General features: G+C 62.2%; 15 protein-coding genes. 4 read left to right on the forward strand and 11 right to left on the reverse strand.

Annotation, left to right across the window (positions count from 1 at the left end; translation table 11 throughout):
- Window positions 1–116 precede the first annotated feature (116 nt).
- From ACGI6K_RS12425 to ACGI6K_RS12435, 3 genes are read right to left on the reverse strand one after another with little or no spacing between them, the layout of a single operon-like run.
- Window positions 117–911 (reverse strand): PP2C family protein-serine/threonine phosphatase, encoded by a 795-nt coding sequence (locus ACGI6K_RS12425; protein WP_376942649.1) that lies wholly within the window; start codon window positions 909–911, stop codon window positions 117–119.
- Between the two features lie 9 nt (window positions 912–920).
- Window positions 921–1,544, reverse strand: coding sequence for a hypothetical protein (locus tag ACGI6K_RS12430; protein WP_376942651.1), 624 nt, complete (start codon window positions 1,542–1,544; stop codon window positions 921–923).
- A gap of 7 nt (window positions 1,545–1,551) precedes the next feature.
- A complete protein-coding gene (locus tag ACGI6K_RS12435; RefSeq protein ID WP_376942653.1) occupies window positions 1,552–1,830 on the reverse strand; it encodes a hydantoinase/oxoprolinase N-terminal domain-containing protein in 279 nt (92 codons plus the stop codon).
- A gap of 461 nt (window positions 1,831–2,291) precedes the next feature.
- Between ACGI6K_RS12435 and ACGI6K_RS12440 the strand changes: the two genes are divergently transcribed.
- Window positions 2,292–2,765: a hypothetical protein gene (locus tag ACGI6K_RS12440; protein WP_376942663.1), complete on the forward strand. Its 474-nt coding sequence runs from the start codon at window positions 2,292–2,294 to the stop codon at window positions 2,763–2,765.
- 110 nt (window positions 2,766–2,875) lie between these two features.
- Here the strand turns inward: ACGI6K_RS12440 and ACGI6K_RS12445 are convergent, their stop codons facing one another.
- The 7 genes from ACGI6K_RS12445 to ACGI6K_RS12475 form a co-directional block, all read right to left on the reverse strand.
- Window positions 2,876–3,109 (reverse strand): hypothetical protein, encoded by a 234-nt coding sequence (locus tag ACGI6K_RS12445; protein ID WP_376942655.1) that lies wholly within the window; start codon window positions 3,107–3,109, stop codon window positions 2,876–2,878.
- 1,797 nt (window positions 3,110–4,906) lie between these two features.
- Window positions 4,907–5,853, reverse strand: a protein-coding gene (locus ACGI6K_RS12450; protein ID WP_394542920.1) for an IS630 family transposase whose coding sequence is annotated in 2 segments (ribosomal slippage) — window positions 4,907–5,514 and window positions 5,514–5,853 — 948 coding nt in all. Because the reading frame shifts where the segments join, the coding sequence is not laid out codon by codon here.
- A 361-nt stretch (window positions 5,854–6,214) separates the two neighbouring features.
- Window positions 6,215–6,742 (reverse strand): host-nuclease inhibitor Gam family protein, encoded by a 528-nt coding sequence (locus tag ACGI6K_RS12455; protein ID WP_376946809.1) that lies wholly within the window; start codon window positions 6,740–6,742, stop codon window positions 6,215–6,217.
- 535 nt (window positions 6,743–7,277) lie between these two features.
- Window positions 7,278–7,478, reverse strand: a complete 201-nt coding sequence (locus tag ACGI6K_RS12460) for a YodC family protein (RefSeq protein WP_376946807.1) — start codon at window positions 7,476–7,478, stop codon at window positions 7,278–7,280.
- Window positions 7,479–7,879: 401 nt separating this feature from the next.
- Window positions 7,880–9,091 (reverse strand): MFS transporter, encoded by a 1,212-nt coding sequence (locus ACGI6K_RS12465; protein ID WP_376946805.1) that lies wholly within the window; start codon window positions 9,089–9,091, stop codon window positions 7,880–7,882.
- A complete protein-coding gene (locus ACGI6K_RS12470) occupies window positions 9,088–10,227 on the reverse strand; it encodes an alkene reductase (protein ID WP_376946803.1) in 1,140 nt (379 codons plus the stop codon). The genes ACGI6K_RS12465 and ACGI6K_RS12470 overlap by 4 nt, the downstream gene beginning before the upstream one ends.
- 3 nt (window positions 10,228–10,230) lie before the next feature.
- Window positions 10,231–11,586, reverse strand: coding sequence for an SGNH/GDSL hydrolase family protein (locus tag ACGI6K_RS12475; RefSeq protein ID WP_376946811.1), 1,356 nt, complete (start codon window positions 11,584–11,586; stop codon window positions 10,231–10,233).
- Between the two features lie 90 nt (window positions 11,587–11,676).
- Here ACGI6K_RS12475 and ACGI6K_RS12480 point away from each other — a divergent pair, with 90 nt between their 5' ends.
- A complete protein-coding gene (locus ACGI6K_RS12480; RefSeq protein ID WP_376946801.1) occupies window positions 11,677–12,588 on the forward strand; it encodes a LysR family transcriptional regulator in 912 nt (303 codons plus the stop codon).
- On the opposite strand, the gene ACGI6K_RS12485 is transcribed toward ACGI6K_RS12480, so the two are convergent.
- Window positions 12,585–13,367, reverse strand: coding sequence for an NAD(P)H-dependent oxidoreductase (locus ACGI6K_RS12485; protein WP_376946799.1), 783 nt, complete (start codon window positions 13,365–13,367; stop codon window positions 12,585–12,587). The genes ACGI6K_RS12480 and ACGI6K_RS12485 overlap by 4 nt on opposite strands.
- A gap of 86 nt (window positions 13,368–13,453) precedes the next feature.
- Between ACGI6K_RS12485 and ACGI6K_RS12490 the strand changes: the two genes are divergently transcribed.
- Window positions 13,454–14,350, forward strand: coding sequence for a LysR family transcriptional regulator (locus ACGI6K_RS12490; RefSeq protein WP_376946797.1), 897 nt, complete (start codon window positions 13,454–13,456; stop codon window positions 14,348–14,350).
- A 1,571-nt stretch (window positions 14,351–15,921) separates the two neighbouring features.
- On the forward strand, window positions 15,922–17,055 hold the full coding sequence (locus ACGI6K_RS12495) for a phytoene/squalene synthase family protein (RefSeq protein WP_376946795.1): 1,134 nt from the start codon (window positions 15,922–15,924) through the stop codon (window positions 17,053–17,055).
- Window positions 17,056–17,083 lie beyond the last annotated feature (28 nt).

A 17,083-nucleotide genomic window follows, 5' to 3' on the forward strand; every position in this document is an offset into this window, starting at 1 on the left:
AAACTTTTAAGAATATAAAACTCCGGTTGATCATGTCACCAGGCGGTAGGCAGCCATGCGCGCGCGAGCGCCCGGAGCACTCCGAGCGTCGATTTTTCTCTGGAATCAGACACTGCTCATTTCCCGACGGATTTCAGCAATCTGCGCAGAAAGCCGCGTGGCCGCTCCTTGGTCCGTGCCGGCGGTGCGGCGAGTCCCAGCGCGATGCAGGAAATGTTGTCGCTGCCGCCCATGCGCTCAGCGGCTCCGACCAGAGCGCCGACCAGCGTGTCGAGGTTGAGAGTGTGGGCGCACAGATGCTGAATCCGTGCATCGCTCAGTTCGCGGGTCAGACCGTCGCTGCACAACAGCAACCGTTCGCTCCGGTCGAGGCGTCCCCGCACCAGTTCCACCGCGAGCATGTCGTGGTTCAGGCCGAGGCAGCGGGTCACCAGGTTGCGCAAGGGATGGCGGCTGGCCTCCTCCGGGGTCAGTCGGCCGGCGTCAACCATCGTCTGCACCCAAGTATGGTCGCGGGTCAGTTGGCGGATGGAGTTGCCGCCGATCCGGTAGGCGCGGCTGTCGCCGGCCCAGGCGAGCTGGAAATCCGCGCCGGCGAAGCGCACCGCGACCAGGCTGGCGCCCATGCCATATCCGCCCAGCCCGGTTTCGGCAGCGGCGAGAACGGCGGCATCGGCGCCCTGGACGGCGCTGCACAGGTCCTGGCCACAGGCGACCAGCCGGCGCAGGGTTTCCAGCGCTAGGGCGCTGGCCAGCTCGCCGCGACCGTAGCCACCCATGCCATCGGCGACTGCCCACAGACACAATTGCGGACAGCACAGCAAAGCGTCCTCGTTGCACGTGCGCACCTGACCGGTGGCCGTGAGCGCCGCATATCCTAGGGCGGAATCGAAAGATCTGGAGGTCGACATGGCGTTGAATTATCTCGATGGCGGTGCTGCGGCTGGAGCGGATGGCCGGTAGCATACCCCGCCGACGGCGCGCGGAAAGCTGCTCGCTGGGGATGACGTCGGGAAGGTGAAAGAGCGCACGGTTCGGCGGCCCCCGCTCACTCGAGCCGCAATCGTTCGCCGGCCTCCGGCACACGGGACATGCCGTACTTCCTGAGTCACAGGTACAGAGTGCTCTTGGCGATGCCCAGCGCCTTGGCGGCTTAGGTCAGTGTCCTCGAAAGCGTCGGTGATCTTCTGCCAGTGGGCGGCGGCTGCCTTGGCGATCGGCAAGGTGATCTCCAGCTCGTTGAGCTGGCCCATGTACTGCATCCGGTAGCCGGGCAGCAGGGTGACGTCCCCGGCCTTGAAGCCGTTGTTGACGAATTTTGCGATGACCTTGGCGGCCAGTTCGTCCCAGGCCGCCTGGATCACCGCGCAGGCTTCGGTGCGCTGGGTATCGTCGCCATCCTGCGCCAAGGCGATGTCGACGCTCTTGTCGTAGCGGTACTCGAAGTCGGCGCAGGCGCAGCCGAAGGCCGAGAAACCCGTCCCCCAGGCCGGCACCACCACGTCCTTGAAGCCCAAGCCCTCGGTGTAGCCGTAGGTGTGCACCTGATGGTCAGGCGACGTCCAGCCCCTTGCGCTGCACCACCCGGTTGAGCATGGCGATGCCGGAATAGACGCAGGTCAGCAGCTCTGGGTAGACGTCGTCGACGCCGAGCTGCCAAGCGGACAGCACTTCGAGGGAAGAATTGTAGATGGCCAGGGATTCGTCGGCCGGGTTGCTCTGCGCCTTGCCAACCACGAAATTGCCGTCCTCGCGGACGAAGAAAATATTGGTCATCGTGCCACCGGCATCGCTGCCCATCACCCGGACCTTCGAGCGTTGCATGTCCATAGGGTTCTCCGTTGTTGTTCGAATTGTCGCGGTACAACCTATCGAGACCGCACATCCGCCTGCCGAAAAGCTTGCGAGCGCGGCTCGCCAGGCAACGGAGCAAGACCCGGGCCATATTCGAACAGACCAGGCAATCTATTGATTTAGAAGGAATCATTTCTAATGCACAGACTTCCAAGACGCAGGCGAACGTCCGGCAGCCGGATGCCGTCGCCTGTGGACGTATGAATTTCGGACGGGGCATTCGTCGGCCAGGGCGAGACGCCACACCCTTGCTCGGATAGAGCCTGAGTGGACACTCGGTCAAGGAAGGGGGAATTCTTTCCAGGCGAAGGAGACTCCGGTTCGTCGACCGGAGCCTCCTTGATCCGTCATCCGCCGATACCGGCAGCGATTGGATCGGTTCGACAGGCCGTTATGGCCTTTTACTTTTTCTATTTGGACGGATTGCGTCCTTGTTCATGCTGGCCTTCTTGGCGCGACTGGTCCTGGCTGCCGCCTTGGGACCTGCGCCGCTCTTCCTCGCTCAGGTTGCCGCGTTGGCCCTGGCCGGGCTGGTCTTGTTGACCACCTTGCTGGCTGCCCTGCTGGCTACCGTGCTGTCCCTGCTGACTGCCCTGCTGCCCCTGCTGGCCGCTCTGATGGCCTTGCTGGCCGCCCTGCTGCCCCTGCTGGCCGCCTTGATGGCCTTGCTGGGTACCACTGCCTTGCTGCCCGCCCTGTCCTTGCTGGCCACTGCCCTGTGCACCCTGGTTCTGCTTCCACTGCTCGCCTGCACGCGGATTCTGGTTCTGATCCTGGGTGCCGCCCGCATGCTGACCGGTTTGTCCTGCGTTCTGGCCCTGCTGTCCCACATTGCTGCCTTGGCCTTGGCTGCCTTGGCCTTGCTGACCTTGTTGCTTTTCAGTAGCCATTATGCACTCCTTACAGAGTAAGTAGTTCAAGTGTTCGGACGCTCGTTGGCTCATGCATGGGCTTGGTCGATTGGTTCCGCTTTTTTGCTCAAGCAGTATCATCTTCCTAACTTGGCTGCCCTTTCATTGCCTTAGCGCCCTCGTATTCGATTTCCCGTATGGAAATCGTGGTTGCGAACCGTCCACATGGCTCCGTCGTTCTTGCGGCTCGCCGCATGGACGTTCATTGCGCAGTTGCCTTGCTGCAACTCTCCCGAATAATAATTGCCGAAGTCTTTCGCTTCCGGTGAAACCTCGGCATGCCGCTCGAATCCAGTATAGGCATCTTTTCGGCGAATCCAATTTCCGGCGAAAAATAATGTCATCTCCCTGACAACCGCCTTATCCCCTGGCTTGCTCACTCCAAACCGAAACATTTTCAATGAATCAACGATGGGTCGAAGCAGCCGATATGATCGAGAAAACCCGGCTACCCACATTATTATGTTTCTGTTCCATGCCTCGTGTTTGTCATTAATATTGAAAATAGGGCGATCATCAAAGTTTCCCCATTACCGACGAACGGCTAGGAAGATATCATCGAGAGCATATCGCGGAGCCTTTATAGCAGTATCGGTAATGTAGAACGTTCGCCGCCGACCGCGGCGAAGCGACAATGCCCATGCCACGACGGACAGCCCCGGCCCCTATCGGCGAGAAGCTGAAAACCCCGGCAGCGCACGGCAGAAACACAGCCACGGGCCGGACTCCTGGGCTCACGGAACGGCTTCGCTCGGAAGTGCGCCTGGAAGCATCGATCGCCGCCCTGGTCGGGCGGTATGGATAACGAGAACGGAGACCAACCATGGGCGGTCGATAGAGCCTTCCTGGCAATCATCTAGCCGCGTAATTTCACGCGGCATTGTTTCCGGGACCTCGAAGAACATTATCGATAGGAGACGATCAGATCCAGCCAATCGACCGTCACGGGACTATGGATATGCCTGCACATGTGAAATTTTCGTCAGCCAGTATTTATAATGGTCCGCATGGACACGAGTATCGGCATTTTCTTCCAGCCGAAAAATGCACGGACGCCCAAAAGCCAATACAATGTAACCTGAGCACGATATTATCCTCCATAAAAAAGGGAAATCGACGAGCCGGACAGACCACTGCCATCTTCACATATACCCCCTCCATTGATCGTGCGGCAGTCGCCATATTCGATAACCATACAACCCCGACCCAAGTCGGCCCCGGATATAACCATAAAACGACGAAACGAAGCGCTCCGCCAAAATACGGAATTACCGGAAGCCATGCAGATGATTTGGCGCACGCTATATTTTCCCCTGAACTATCGAATGGAATAACGAAAGACAATCCATTCATCGGCCAGGCAATCATGACCGCCGGGCTCGCACCAGTGCGCGAGCATGGCGGAACCACGTGACGAGAAGCGATACCCTGAGCATCCGGATCACCGGGGTTCTGCCCATCCTGCCGCCCTGCAGCCGTCGCCGACCGTCTCCGTGCCCGATGGCCCTGGGCGCGCTCCTGGCAGTGGGCATGGCGTCTGTAACTCTCGTCCAGACCGGGCGTTCCGCTATACGACAACCTCGGCGATCATCACTACGCAATCACGACCGCCTCGCCACTGGCACAGCGCTATTTCGACTAGGGCTTGCGGCTCTAATTACAGATGCTGGTGCGCTTCGATCGCTGGGACGAACCTCTGCAAACCGAGGCCCCGCCGCCGGATCCTCCCCGTACCCGCGCCCTCTGGCACCACATACAGGGCTGGGCGCTGGCGGCGCGCGGCGACGCACCAGGAGCCGAGGCGGAGCTGGCGCGACTGCGCGCCACGGCCGGGAATCCGCAGACGGACGCGCTGCGTCTGGAGTTCAACACCTCGGGCGCCATAGTGAAAATCGCCTCGCAAGTATTGGCCGGTCATATCGCCGCCGTGAAGGCGGACGTCCCGGACGCGATCGGCCACCTGCGCGAAGCGGCTCGTCTGGAGGACGGCTTGGTCTACGGCGAGCCGCAGGAATGGACGGTGCCGGTACGCCAGGACCTCGGCCGGGTGCCGCTCGAGGCGGGACGGAACGAGAGAGCCGAGCAGGCCTTTCGCAAAGACCTGCGACGTTTCCCGGAAAATGCTCTAGAGCATTTTTACCTTATTCTGATTCATATCCGGCTGCCTCGAAGTAGTGCCTGCAGTCCTGCGCCGAGAACTGCGCAATCGCCTCGCCAATGCTCTGCCACAGCTGCGGCACGGTCCGCGCCGCCGCCTTTCGCAGCAGCGCCTTGAGCTTGGAGAATGCCCTTTCGATCGGGTTCAGGTCGGGGCTATAGGGAGGCAGGTAGCGCAGTGTGGCTCCTGCGCCTTCAATGGCCTGGCGTACCCCCGCCACCTTGTGGGCCGGCAGGTTGTCCATCACCACGATAGCGCCGGGCGTCAGCTCGAAAACCAGAACCTGCTCGACATAGGCCAGGAAGGCCGGGCCGTTCATGGCGCCGTCGAGCACCAGCGGAGCAGTTAGCCCATCCACGCGCAGGCCGGCGGTAAAGGTCGTGGTTTTCCAGTGACCGTGAGGGACCGCGGCCAGGCAGCGCTCGCTGCGAGGGGCCCAGCCTCGTAGGCGGGCCAGGTTGGTCGCGGCGGCGGTTTCGTCGACGACGATCAGCTTGCGCCAGTCGAAGCCGGGTTGTTCCTCGAGCCACTCCTGTCGAGCTGCCTGGACGTCCGGCCGCTGCTGCTCGGCCGCATGCGCGGTCTTTTTTTGAACGTCATGCCGTGCCGGTCGAGAAACGTCCATACCGTCGCCAGGCTAACCCGAATACCGCGCTCCCGCTCGAGGGTTGCGGCGAGCTCGGCCAGCGTCAGGTCGGGGGTTTGCTCGAGCAGGCCGAGCAGGTAGTGCGCATGGGGATCGAGCCGCAAGCCCCGGGGCTTGCCCTGTCGGCGGGCGACGAGTTCCCCGCCTTCCCGAAAGCGCCGTACCCAGACGATCGCCGTCGCCGTGCCGATGTCGAATCGCTCGGCGGCCTGCCGAGCCGACAGCCCGCCCATGGCCGCGTCGACGACGCGTCGGCGAAGATCGGCACTGTATGCTCGAGCCATTCTGGTCTCCTTGTCTGAGCGGGAGAGGAGGCCCGAAATGACCAGGAAGAGCAACCCCTGTATGTCGAATTCGTGTTTTCAAAAAATGCTCTAGTCGCTGCATGGATTGGTCCGGGCGTTGGATGCGCAGAACCGCAGCGAGGAAACGGATACCGTCATGGAATACTTTTGCAAGGTCTGAGCAAGTGCCGACATGCAATTGGCGGAAACCGCACGCTGACGCCCGGTAGAAGACATGGCACGAGCATGCCCAGGGCCGGCCAGTCCATGCCGTCCGGGAGACGGGACGACCGGCGCAGGCCGAAGCGATGCCGCCCTGAAGTGGCAAGCTTACATCCTGTGTTGGAGCAAAGCTCTCTCCTCAGGCGACTTCCTCGAGCTTGCTACCGAAGGGCACGACGACGAAGTCCTCGCTCTGCTCGATCTTCACCCCGGCCACGCCGGCGACCACATCCGGCTCGGCGAGCATGGCCTCCTTATTCACCTGCTCCTTCACCCGGATGAAACGCGTCAGCCCCAGACGCTTGAGGACTTCCAGCACGGTTTCGACGGAGTGCAGCATCACCCGCGGCGGACGCATGCGCCACTTGATCTCGCCCGCGGCGAAATCGTGGAACTTGGTCTTGCCGTTCCCGGTCAGTTCCGAGCGATGCGCCTCGCACCAGGTATGCACCCCCTGGGTCAATGCCGCGATCTGTTCGTTGAGAGGCGTAGCCACCTCTTCGTAACGCAGCCTCACCTTGGCCAGCTCATCATTCATGTCGGCCTGAATGCGCGCACGCTCACGCTGGAGCAGGCCAATTTTGGCAATCGCCTCGTTCACTTCGTCGCGGCTTTGAGGAGCCGGAAACCGGACCGCACTGGCCTTCGCATGAGTAACCTTCGCCATGATTGCTCCTCCTGAAATTCAAGCCGAACCGCCCACGTCTCGCGTCCGGGGCCGACAATCCAGCCTCTCTTCAACAAGCACCTTGCAGATTCGAACGAATTTCAGCTTGTTCATGCATCGGAGCACTGTCAACGCCGGCGGCCGGCTCCGCCGCTGGGCGGTATCCTCCCGTGCCGTCCAGAACCACCCCGAAACAGAAAACCCCGCACGAAGCGGGGCCATCAGCCACTCCGGCGCCCGACAACTCATGCACCAGGGCGAGTCATCAATTATTTCCCGCGTTGCGACGGAGCCTGTTTTGGCACAGGGCAAGACGCGAGGAGAGAAATCTGGTCATTCCAAACGAACGATGAGCAACGCCGCGCTGTGCCAAAACAGGCCCGTCCCTTCGGATGGAGCCGCCTAGGTTGCGCCGGAAATGGGGCCATGCGGCGTTGCAGCCTTTGGCAAGGGAATGACCATTGCCTGAAGGCTGCGCCTTGCCTGGCCCCATTTCCGGCTGCAACGCAGCCGGGGAAATAATTGATGACTCGCCCTAAGGGTCAACCCTCTCCAACACCGCCACATCGAAAACATGCTCCTGGGGCTTGCCCCCATCGAACCAGATACACTTCGCTCCCCTCTCCGGCCCGCGCGCCAGACCTTCGGCATAGTTGCCGATACTCTCGACCGTCATCGCCGGTCCGCCACTTTTCAACACAACGATATCGCCCTTAACGAACTCAAGCCCGCTCATCTTTAGTGCTCCCAGAAATGGCTGAACTCCAAGTATGGAGCGGGTTTCGCCAATTGGCTCTGACAGGAGGCGCCAGTGCCGGACATTGCCGTCCAGGTCCTTGTATTCGAAGCCATGGGTTTGCGGATGATGCCATTGCCCCGGAGAAGCAAACGGCTGCGATAGACCGAGCCATCCCCTGATGGATACGGCATGCCGCCGGCCTGCGCACCCGCTCCGAAAACAGCTTGCCCGCCCGGAGCGACCGGTGTGACAGCCGAAAGGCTACCTCCCCGAGCCTCTTTACCAGTTCCTTGAAGGCACGCGACAGCGACGACTACCCGATCTGCAATCGCTCGACAACTCGGGCGGTGCGGCGTTCTTCGGCAACAGCCAGGAAGCGGCGAAGATGGCATCCCCCATCATCGCCCCTCCCACCCACCAACGGCCGGTACCGTTCCGGCACCGGACGACCGCTGTGCCAGCCACGCCAGCGGCAACTGCGCGATCAACGCCAGCCCGACACCCGCCCAAGGCGTCAGCGCCATATCACCTCGCACCACCAGTACGCTACCCAACGTCTCCCCCAGCGTGATACCCAGGTTGAATGCCGAAATGTTCAACGCCGAAGCGAAATCCACCGCACGCGGCGTCCAGCGTTCAGCGGTAGCCAGCATGCCGGCCTGGAAGCCCGGCGACATGCCGAAGGCCAGCAGGCCCCAGACGAACAGCAGCGCCACCATCGGTATCCGGTAGGGCATCAGTAATGCGATCGCCACGAGTACGACCAGCAGACCCACCAGCATGCGCCGCAGCGCTACCGGCCAGCCCAGGTTGGCGGCCCAGCGCCCGCCCATGAGATTGCCCACCAGCGTCGCCACGCCGAACACCACCAGCAGCAGGCTGGAAATCCGCGTCGAGAAGCCGGTGATGTCGGTCAGGATCGGCGTGATGAAAGTGAAAGCCGCGAAGCTGGCACCGAAGCCGAGGCTGGTGATGCTCATCATCGTCAGGATCTCGGGTCGCGCCAGCGCCGTCAGTTGGCTACCGGCACGCCCTGCCGCCTGCGCCGGCAGGGCTGGTACCCACAGTGCGGTCGCCAGCCAGCCCAGCGCGGCCAACAGCACGACGGCGAAGAATGGCAACCGCCAACCCAAGCCGTTGCCGATCAAGCTACCTAGCGGCACGCCGGTCACCATCGCCAGCGTGAGGCCCGCGAACATCAGCGCGATCGCCCGGCTGGCCTGCCCCTCGGGGGCTAGCCGGGCTGCCAGTGTCGCGCCGATGGCGAAGAAGCTGCCATGAGCCACCGCCGTCAAGATGCGCCCGGCCAGCAGCATCGCATAGCTGGTCGAGAGCGCCGACAGCAGGTTGCCGGCGAGAAACACCGCCACCAAGGTCAGTAGCACGGGCTTGCGCGGCAGCCGGGCCAATCCCAGTACCACCAGCGGCGTACCGATGGCCAATGCCAGCGCGTACAGCCCCACCAGCCCGCCGGCGCGTGCCAGCGGTACGCCGAGGTCCTCGGCGATAGCCGGCAGCACGCCGACCACGATGAACTCGGCCACGCCGATGGCGAACGCCGTGACCGCCAGCGCCCAGACGCCGCGATGGACGACATTGCGCTGGCTCATCGCACGTCTTCCTCCATCGCGGCGGCCTGTCCGTCCTGCGTCGCGAACGGATAGTCGGTGTAGCCTGCGACTGCGCCGCCGAAGAAGCGGCTCGCGTCGGGCTCGTTCAACGGCCAGCCGTGACGCAGGCGCCGAGGCAAATCCGGATTGGCGATGAACGGCCGGCCGAAACCGATCAAGTCGGCCCAGCCATCGCGCAGCGCAGCCTCGGCACGCTCGAGCGTGTACTTGCCCGCGTAGATCAGCGTGCCGCCGTAAATCAGCCGCAGCGCCTCCTTGAATGCCACCGGCATGTCGGGCGCGTCTTCCCAATCGGCCTCGGCGATATGGATGTAGACCACGCCGAGATCGTCGAGCAGCTTGGCCGCGCCCAAGTAGGTAGCCTGCGGTGTGTCGTCCACCGCGCCTTGCAGCGTGGTGAGCGGCGCCAGCCGCACGCCGACGCGCCCGCGTCCGGCCACCGCGACCACGGCCTCGGTGACTTCGCGCAAAAAGCGCAGCCGGTTGGACAGCGATCCGCCATAGTCGTCGCTGCGCGTATTGGCCCGCGAGTCGATGAACTGGTTGATGAGGTAGCCGTTGGCGCCATGCAGCTCGACACCATCGAAGCCGGCCTCCAGTGCATGGCGCGCGGCAGCGGCGAAGTCCCGCACGACCTGAGCGATCTCGGCCTCGGACAGGGCGCGCGGTGCCGAATGCTGCACCATCTCGCCGACGCCGGCTTGCGGCCCTCTGCCCTCGGGGTCGATGAAGACCTTGACGCCGTCGGCCAGCAGCGGCGAAGAGGATACCGGCGCGGCACCGTTCGGCTGAAGGGAGACGTGCGAGATCCGGCCGACGTGCCACAACTGCGCGAATATGCGCCCGCCAGCGGCATGCACGGCATCGGTGACGCCGCGCCAACCGGCCACCTGTTGCCGGCTGTGGATACCGGGCGTCCAGGCATAGCCCTGGCCCTGCTGGCTGATCTGCGTGCCCTCGCTGACGATCAGCCCGGCGGAGGCACGCTGGGCGTAATAGTCGGCCATCAGCGCGGTGGGCACATTGCCGGCGCCTGCGCGCGAGCGGGTCATTGGCGGCATGAGGATACGGTTGGGCAGCTCGAGATTGCCCAGGCGATAGGCTGTGAACAGCATGGTTCAGCGCTCCTGAGATGTATTTGGCATTGCGTTGTCCCGCGAGGCACCGAGACCCGGCAGCAAGACATCGAGATCGACGGCTTCGGCCATCGCCCGATTGCCTTGGTCGCCGGGATGCAGGTGGTCGCCGGAGTCGAAGTGCGCGTCGATTCGGGCTGGATGGACGGGATCGCGCAGTGCCGCATCGAAGTCGATCACCGCGTCGAACGCACCGCCGTGGCGAATCCATTCGTTGACCCGCTGGCGCAAAGCTTCCTTGTCGGGGTGGTAGTAGTCGTCCAGCGGCGTGCCGGGCAACGCCCCCTCGAACGGGGTGAGCGTTGCGCCGATCACCCGCACCCCACGGCCGCGGGCCTGCTCGGCCAACTGGCGGTAGCCGGCCGTCAGAGCCTCCAGTGTCGGCCGTGGTCTTTCCGGCGCGAGGGCCATGCCCGGCCAGGCGATATCGTTGATGCCCAGCATCACGACGAGGCTTTGCACGCCCGGTTGCGCCAGTACGTCGCGATCCAGCCGTGCCAGCGCATTAACACCCATGCCGTCGGACAGCAGTTGGGCACCAGAGATGCCGGCATTGACGACGGCCACCCCATGCGGAGCCAGACGCGCAGCCAGGAAGTCCGGCCAGCGGCTATCCCTGTCCAGGCTGGCAGCGGCCCCGTCGGTAATGGAGTCGCCGACCACCACGACCGCTCGCACCGCGTGTTCGACTTCAACCTGAATCCCCGACAGCAGCAGGCGTGTCGTGGTGCTCTGTGCAAAGCCTTCCGCCGTCTCGAGTGCCAGGGCCGTGGTCTGGTCGCCGGGGACGATCCAGCCGGTCTGGCGGCCGTCCCAGTGAAAAGTGCTGACCGGTGTCGCTTCCGGCAGATAAAGACTCACCGCGATCTGTGCCAACGCGGGGATGGGCAATGCCACGGGATCGCTGACCAGCGATGCGCCGGGAAGGATCGTCGCCTCCTCCCGGCCACCAAATGTCACGGTGCGCAGGCTGTCGGCGGCAACGGCACCATCGCTTTGCGAGCGTGCGACCGTGGCCTTGCCCACGGCGAGAGGCTGGCTGCCGTAGGCGTTGGACAGCACGATGCGCAGGCGTTGTCCACCTAGGCTGACGCGCGCTACCTGACGCACCGTCTGATCGTGCAACTCGGAAGGGACGTTGCTGGGGAACAGGAAGCCCACCCCCCAGACCGGCTGGGGGCTGGCGCCCCAGGTTGCGACCCAGGCGGGAAGAGCGGCAGCCACCGGAACGGCGGTCACGGATGCGCCCGTCGTGAGCACCAGGGCCAGTATCGCGGTGGTCGAGGCACTGGGAAAAATTTTGGAAAGACTTTTCATATAAGTGAATTCAATATCCATTTTTTGATAAATCATGAATTCAAAGACGAATTTGGAATAGACTCTCTCCCGGAAAAACATTTGTGATTTGAAATCATCAAGGAGATGACCATGGCCCGCCTGGAAGTCAACCGATCCGGCGAACTCGAAGTGTTCGTACGCGCCATCGAGCTGGGCGGATTCTCCGCGGCCGCCCGCGCCTTCGGCATGACGCCCTCGGCCGTCAGCAAGCTGGTCACGCGCCTGGAGCAGCGCCTGGGTACGCGGCTGGTGAACCGCTCCACCCGGCAGCTCCAGCTCACGCCCGAGGGTTGCGCCTTCTATGAGCGCGGCGTACGTATCCTCGCCGACCTGGAAGAAGCCGAACGCTGTGCCGGCGAACACACGGCGCCGCGCGGTCGGCTGCGGGTGAATGCCAACGTTCCCTTCGGGCACCGTTTCCTGCTGCCGCTGGCGCCCGAATTCCTGGAACGCCACCCCGACGTGACGCTGGACATCGTGCTGACCGATGAGGTCATCGACATCCTGGAGCAGCGTACCGACGTGGCCGTGCGCGCCGGCCCCCTGAAAAGCTCGAACCTGATGGCGCGCAAACTGGGCCAGACGCGCATGACGATCGTCGGCGCGCCCAGCTACCTGGCGCGCCACGGCACCCCGACCACACCGGAGGATCTGCGTCAACATAATCGCCTGGGCGCGAACTACGTGCGTGCGCAGCCCGGCTGGCCGTTGCGGCATGGCGGCGGGGACATCGTGGTGCCGGTGACCGGCAACGCGCAGGCCGGCGACGGCGAGGCGCTGCATCGCCTGGCCTTGGCCGGGTTGGGTCTGGCGCGCCTGGCCGCCTTCCAGGTGCGCGAGGACATCGCGGCCGGCCGATTGCTGCCGGTGCTCGAAAACTGCAATCCGGGCGACGTCGAAGAAGTCCACGCCGTCTATGTCGGCCAAGGCGGTTATCTGCCGTTACGCGTGCGCGCCTTCCTGGACTTTCTCGCCGAGCGGGTCGATATCGGTGGGTGCTAATCCCGTTCGACATGGATGTCGAAACCGGACCTCCCCGGCGCCAGCTCTGGCCTCAGCGTCAGCTCCGGAATAAGGTAGTCCCCGGCGTTCTGCCTGCGGAAAGGAACGGGGTCGGCCGTCCAGAGATCATCCAGCCGTTGTCCCAGCGCCTCGCAGGCCTTCGAGAACCCCGCCTCGTCGATCCTGCTCGTCCGATAGATCACATGGGGCGGCAGCACGTCGAAGCCTGGATAGAAGAGGATGCCGTGCTGGATGGGAAACAGGATGTCGTCGATGGGTCCGTTGATGCCGCGTGGTTCGTAGTGCGAGGCCCAGCCGCCGGCCGTCACCACCAGCATGGCACGCTTGCCGGCCAGCATGCCTTCGCCGTAGCGGTCGCCCCAGTGCGTGTCCGAGTGCTCGCCCACGCCATAGGCGAAGCCGTAGGCATACACGCGTTCGACCCAGCCCTTGAGGATGGCCGGCATCGAGAACCACCACAGCGGAAACTGCAGGATCACGCCATCGGCCCAGCGCAGCTTGTCCTGTTCGCGCGCGATATCGACGCGCTGCGTGCCATTCTCGAACGCCTGCCTGGAGTCCATGGACGGATCGAAGCGCGCGCCAGGCTGCCGCGCGGTATTGTCGTCCGCATCCAGCGTGGCCTTCCAGTTCATGGCGTACAGGTCCGACACCCGGACCGTATGGCCCGCATGCTCCAGGCGCTGAATGGCGAAATCCTTGAGCGAACCGTTCAAGGATCGGGATTCAGGGTGGACGTAGACAAGAAGGACATTCATGGTTCGGTGCTCCATCGGCAGATGGGCACACGATAGGGCGGCCTCTGGTATATTGAAAATAAATTTCCAGAATCCCAGGTATTGCCATGAACAATTCCTTGAGGCGTCTCGACCTGAACCTGCTGGTCACGCTCGACGCCTTGCTCGCCGAGCACAACGTGACCCGTGCGGCCATGCGCCTACATCTGTCGCAGCCCACGGTAAGCGTACAGCTCGCCAGGCTGCGGGAAGTTTTCGGCGATCCGTTGCTACTGCCCGGCCCTCGAGGCATGCGGCCCACCGCACGCGCGGACGAACTGCGCGAGCCGCTACGCCAGGCACTGGAAGCACTGGAACAGGCGGTAGCCCCTTGCAGTCCCTTCGACCCTGCCCAGGCCAACCAGACCTGGCGCATCGTGGCCTCGGACTACGGCGAATCCACCATCCTGTCGCCAGCGCTGGCCGGGCTGCGGTCGGCGGCGCCCGGCACGCGGCTGGCAATCCTGGAACTGCTCCCGCCGATGCTGGCCCGCCAGGCGGAACAGGGCGATATCGACCTGGCCTTCCACATCAGCGCGGAAGCCCCGCCGTCCCTGCGGCGTAAGCCATTGTTCACCGAGCGCTACGTGCTGGCAGGCCGCATCGGACATCCTCGATTGAAACGCCGTCCGACGCTGGCGCAGCTCTGCAAGCTCGATCATGTGATCGTATCGCCGGACGGCGGCGGCTTTCATGGCGTGACGGATACGGCATTGGCCGAGTTGGGCATGACGCGACGGGTCGCGCTGTCCGTTCCGCACTTCCTGTTTCTCGTATCGGTACTGACGAGCACCGATCTGGTGGCAATGGTGCCGTCCCGGCTGGTACGCGACAACGATGCGTTGCAAGTGGTCGAGCCGCCCTTGGAAGTGCCGGGCTTCGAGATGCTCATGCTCTGGCACGAGCGCGTTCATCGCGATCCCGCACACCAGTGGCTGCGCGAGCACATCGTGAAGTCGCTATGAGCGGCCCCGGCGGACGCATCCGATGGATGGCCCAGTCTTTCGAACATGGACCGTCGCCATACGACCACATGACGATCGGTCATCTCGATGCACAACTCGCGATGCTGCTCCCGGACCTGGGATACCCTGGCGGCGACCGTTGGCAGTTCGCCCAAGCCAGCCGCCTAGGACGAGATGTCCTGCGTAGGTTGAACAAGCTCCACAGGTTGGGCCTCGCTCGCCAATGCGACGCGGAACCAGCACCTGACTTTCCACGATGGGCGCAGACGTAGGCTCATCGTAATTGAACGGCAGGGCCGCATGGGCGAACACTTTTGCTTCGCCCTGGTCCACCGTTACCCTTGCGGAAAAAGTTTTCCGCAAGGCTGAATTATTGGGGTTGAATTACCAACCGCCTATAATGCAATTCGATTGCTTCGAGCAAAATATCCAATGCCCTCCCCTCGTGAAGGTATTCACGGCTGCGTGGGAAAACAAGGATTCGGCTACGGACACGCCATGCTACCTCTTTATCGGATTTACCCAGAGCGCGCGACACATCTGAGTTTCTCGCCCTTGCTGTATATCGTGTCCTTCAACAAGGCCAAGGCATCGAGCAATGTTTCGCAAAAGACATCATCGAGCGGTGCTTGGTATACATTGACCGGTTTGAAGCCCGTATCCCGGAGAGTGGCTATTTACAACCCATGAATCACCGGTACTGGGCTTTACCCGTGACTGAAATCCCGAACGCCTCTCCAGATCAGCAGCGTCAGGGACCAATCCCGCCGGGGGTGAGTTTGCAAGCATCCACATACCAGAGTATGCACCGACGTTGCAGGATGCGAAGCACCACTCAAAAGGGATCTCCGTTTAGGATCAAATTCAGGCCAAAACTACCCCGAAGGAGCCACTGTCGCCGTCAGTGGCCAACGGATCGCTCTTCGCTGCTTCCAGGCTTCGGCCAAATGTCAAGAGGCTATATTCCGGATTGGTTCCAATCCTTTCTTCTTGATCTCCGGCACAACTTGCAGCGACTGGGGCCATGCCACTACCCTTGTCGATTGCTATGCAGTTCCTCGTCTGTCTACCGATCCGCCTGCCTGTCGCAGATTAGGGGTACGGATACAGGGTCGCTTCATCGGGCCTGCCTGCCCTACCATGAATCGTCATCTCGTCGCAATGTGTCGCTTGACAAAGTATTCATTCGGCGTCTAGCAAGATCAAACAGGCCACCTCGAAAACCGACTGCGCCCCTCTGTTCGGAGAATCGTCGAAACACGGCGTGTTGCTGCGACCTTCGACGATTTGAAAGATCGCTTAACCACAAGCAAAATGGTCGAGGTCATCGACAGCTTATTCCTATGAAAGTACGTCTCAACTCGGTATTACTCTCTGGAGGTGACGCTTGATCGTGACAGGACCGACCGCGCCTATGCCAAATACAGATAATCCGTTGAATTGCAAGGCTTTTTACTGCCAATGCATTTTAGGTCCGGTTGATAAATCAAGGGTTGGCGCACTCTACCATTGAGAAATTCGTGTCAGAATGACAAGTAACTCGTCGAAAAAGAGAAAAGCTAAGGCATATCATGCTTGAATCCCAAACAGCTCTAGCTATCGAGTCCTCAACAACCAGTGCCGATGCTTATCAAGATGCCATCCTTTCGAAAGTCTCCAGAACTTTCGCACTGACCATTCCCCAATTGCCGCCACTATTACGCCGTGCGGTGACCAATGCTTATCTGTTGTGTCGCATCGCAGATACCATCGAGGATGAACCGGCGTTTTCCGCCGAGGAAAAGCGTCGTTACGAGGATGCATTCATCGATGCGGTGACTGGTCGCATCGCACCGCAATATTTCTCGGCCGAACTGGCGTCACTATTCTCCACGGAAACCTCGGAAGCCGAGCGTGACCTGGTGAGCCAATTGCCGTTGGTGTTGCAGGTTACCAATAGCTTGATGCCGGCACAGCGCATGGCGATCGTCAATTGCCTGAAAGTGATGTCCCACGGCATGCACGACTTCCAGCGCAACGCAGGCCAGCATGGATTGAAAACGCTGTGCGACATGGATTGCTACTGCTACTGCGTAGCCGGCGTAGTGGGCGAAATGCTGACGGAACTGCTCATCGATTTCGATCCTGCCCTGGCCAGCCAGCGTGATCCCTTGATGCGTCTAGCGATCTCTTTCGGCCAAGGGCTGCAAATGACCAATATCCTCAAGGATCAGTGGGAAGATCACCGCCGTGGCGTCTGCTGGTTGCCGCAGGACATCTTCGCCCGATATGGCGTGCGATTGGAGGAGCTGCAAGCGGGCCAGCAGGATGCGAACTATATGAGCGCACTGACCGAGCTCATCGGGGTGGCTCATGCCCACCTGCGCGACGCGTTGGAATATACGCTGATGATTCCGAGCAGACACTCTGGGTTTCGCCGTTTCTGCTTGTGGAGTATCGGCCTCGCCGTGCTGACACTGCGCAATCTGCAACAAACTCCCCATTTCTCCGCTGGCGAGCAAGTAAAGGTATCGCGCAAGGCGGTAGCCTACACCATCGGGCTTACTCGTCTGACCGGCAATTACAACACCGGTTTGCGCTGGCTGTTCGCAGCATCCGCACGCAAGCTTCCGTTGACGCCGCTATCCGCGGAATGGAGCACTTCTCCTCACCCACACCTTGCCTGGCCGAAGAGCGCCATCGCCTACTTCGCCGAATCGGCTTAAAGCAACCCACCGATACAAGTGATATGCA

Origin of the sequence: Azorhizophilus paspali, from assembly GCF_043587585.2 — a bacterium.
GTDB lineage: Bacteria > Pseudomonadota > Gammaproteobacteria > Pseudomonadales > Pseudomonadaceae > Azotobacter > Azotobacter paspali.

Coding starts and splice junctions, on each gene's coding strand:
- ACGI6K_RS12425 (WP_376942649.1), bottom strand. CDS start 911: ATGTCGACCTCCAGATCTTTCGATTCCGCCCTAGGATATGCGGCGCTC.
- ACGI6K_RS12435 (WP_376942653.1), bottom strand. CDS start 1,830: ATGGACATGCAACGCTCGAAGGTCCGGGTGATGGGCAGCGATGCCGGT.
- ACGI6K_RS12440 (WP_376942663.1), top strand. CDS start 2,292: ATGCTGGCCTTCTTGGCGCGACTGGTCCTGGCTGCCGCCTTGGGACCT.
- ACGI6K_RS12445 (WP_376942655.1), bottom strand. CDS start 3,109: ATGACATTATTTTTCGCCGGAAATTGGATTCGCCGAAAAGATGCCTAT.
- ACGI6K_RS12455 (WP_376946809.1), bottom strand. CDS start 6,742: ATGGCGAAGGTTACTCATGCGAAGGCCAGTGCGGTCCGGTTTCCGGCT.
- ACGI6K_RS12460 (WP_376946807.1), bottom strand. CDS start 7,478: ATGAGCGGGCTTGAGTTCGTTAAGGGCGATATCGTTGTGTTGAAAAGT.
- ACGI6K_RS12465 (WP_376946805.1), bottom strand. CDS start 9,091: ATGAGCCAGCGCAATGTCGTCCATCGCGGCGTCTGGGCGCTGGCGGTC.
- ACGI6K_RS12470 (WP_376946803.1), bottom strand. CDS start 10,227: ATGCTGTTCACAGCCTATCGCCTGGGCAATCTCGAGCTGCCCAACCGT.
- ACGI6K_RS12475 (WP_376946811.1), bottom strand. CDS start 11,586: ATGGATATTGAATTCACTTATATGAAAAGTCTTTCCAAAATTTTTCCC.
- ACGI6K_RS12480 (WP_376946801.1), top strand. CDS start 11,677: ATGGCCCGCCTGGAAGTCAACCGATCCGGCGAACTCGAAGTGTTCGTA.
- ACGI6K_RS12485 (WP_376946799.1), bottom strand. CDS start 13,367: ATGAATGTCCTTCTTGTCTACGTCCACCCTGAATCCCGATCCTTGAAC.
- ACGI6K_RS12490 (WP_376946797.1), top strand. CDS start 13,454: ATGAACAATTCCTTGAGGCGTCTCGACCTGAACCTGCTGGTCACGCTC.
- ACGI6K_RS12495 (WP_376946795.1), top strand. CDS start 15,922: ATGCTTGAATCCCAAACAGCTCTAGCTATCGAGTCCTCAACAACCAGT.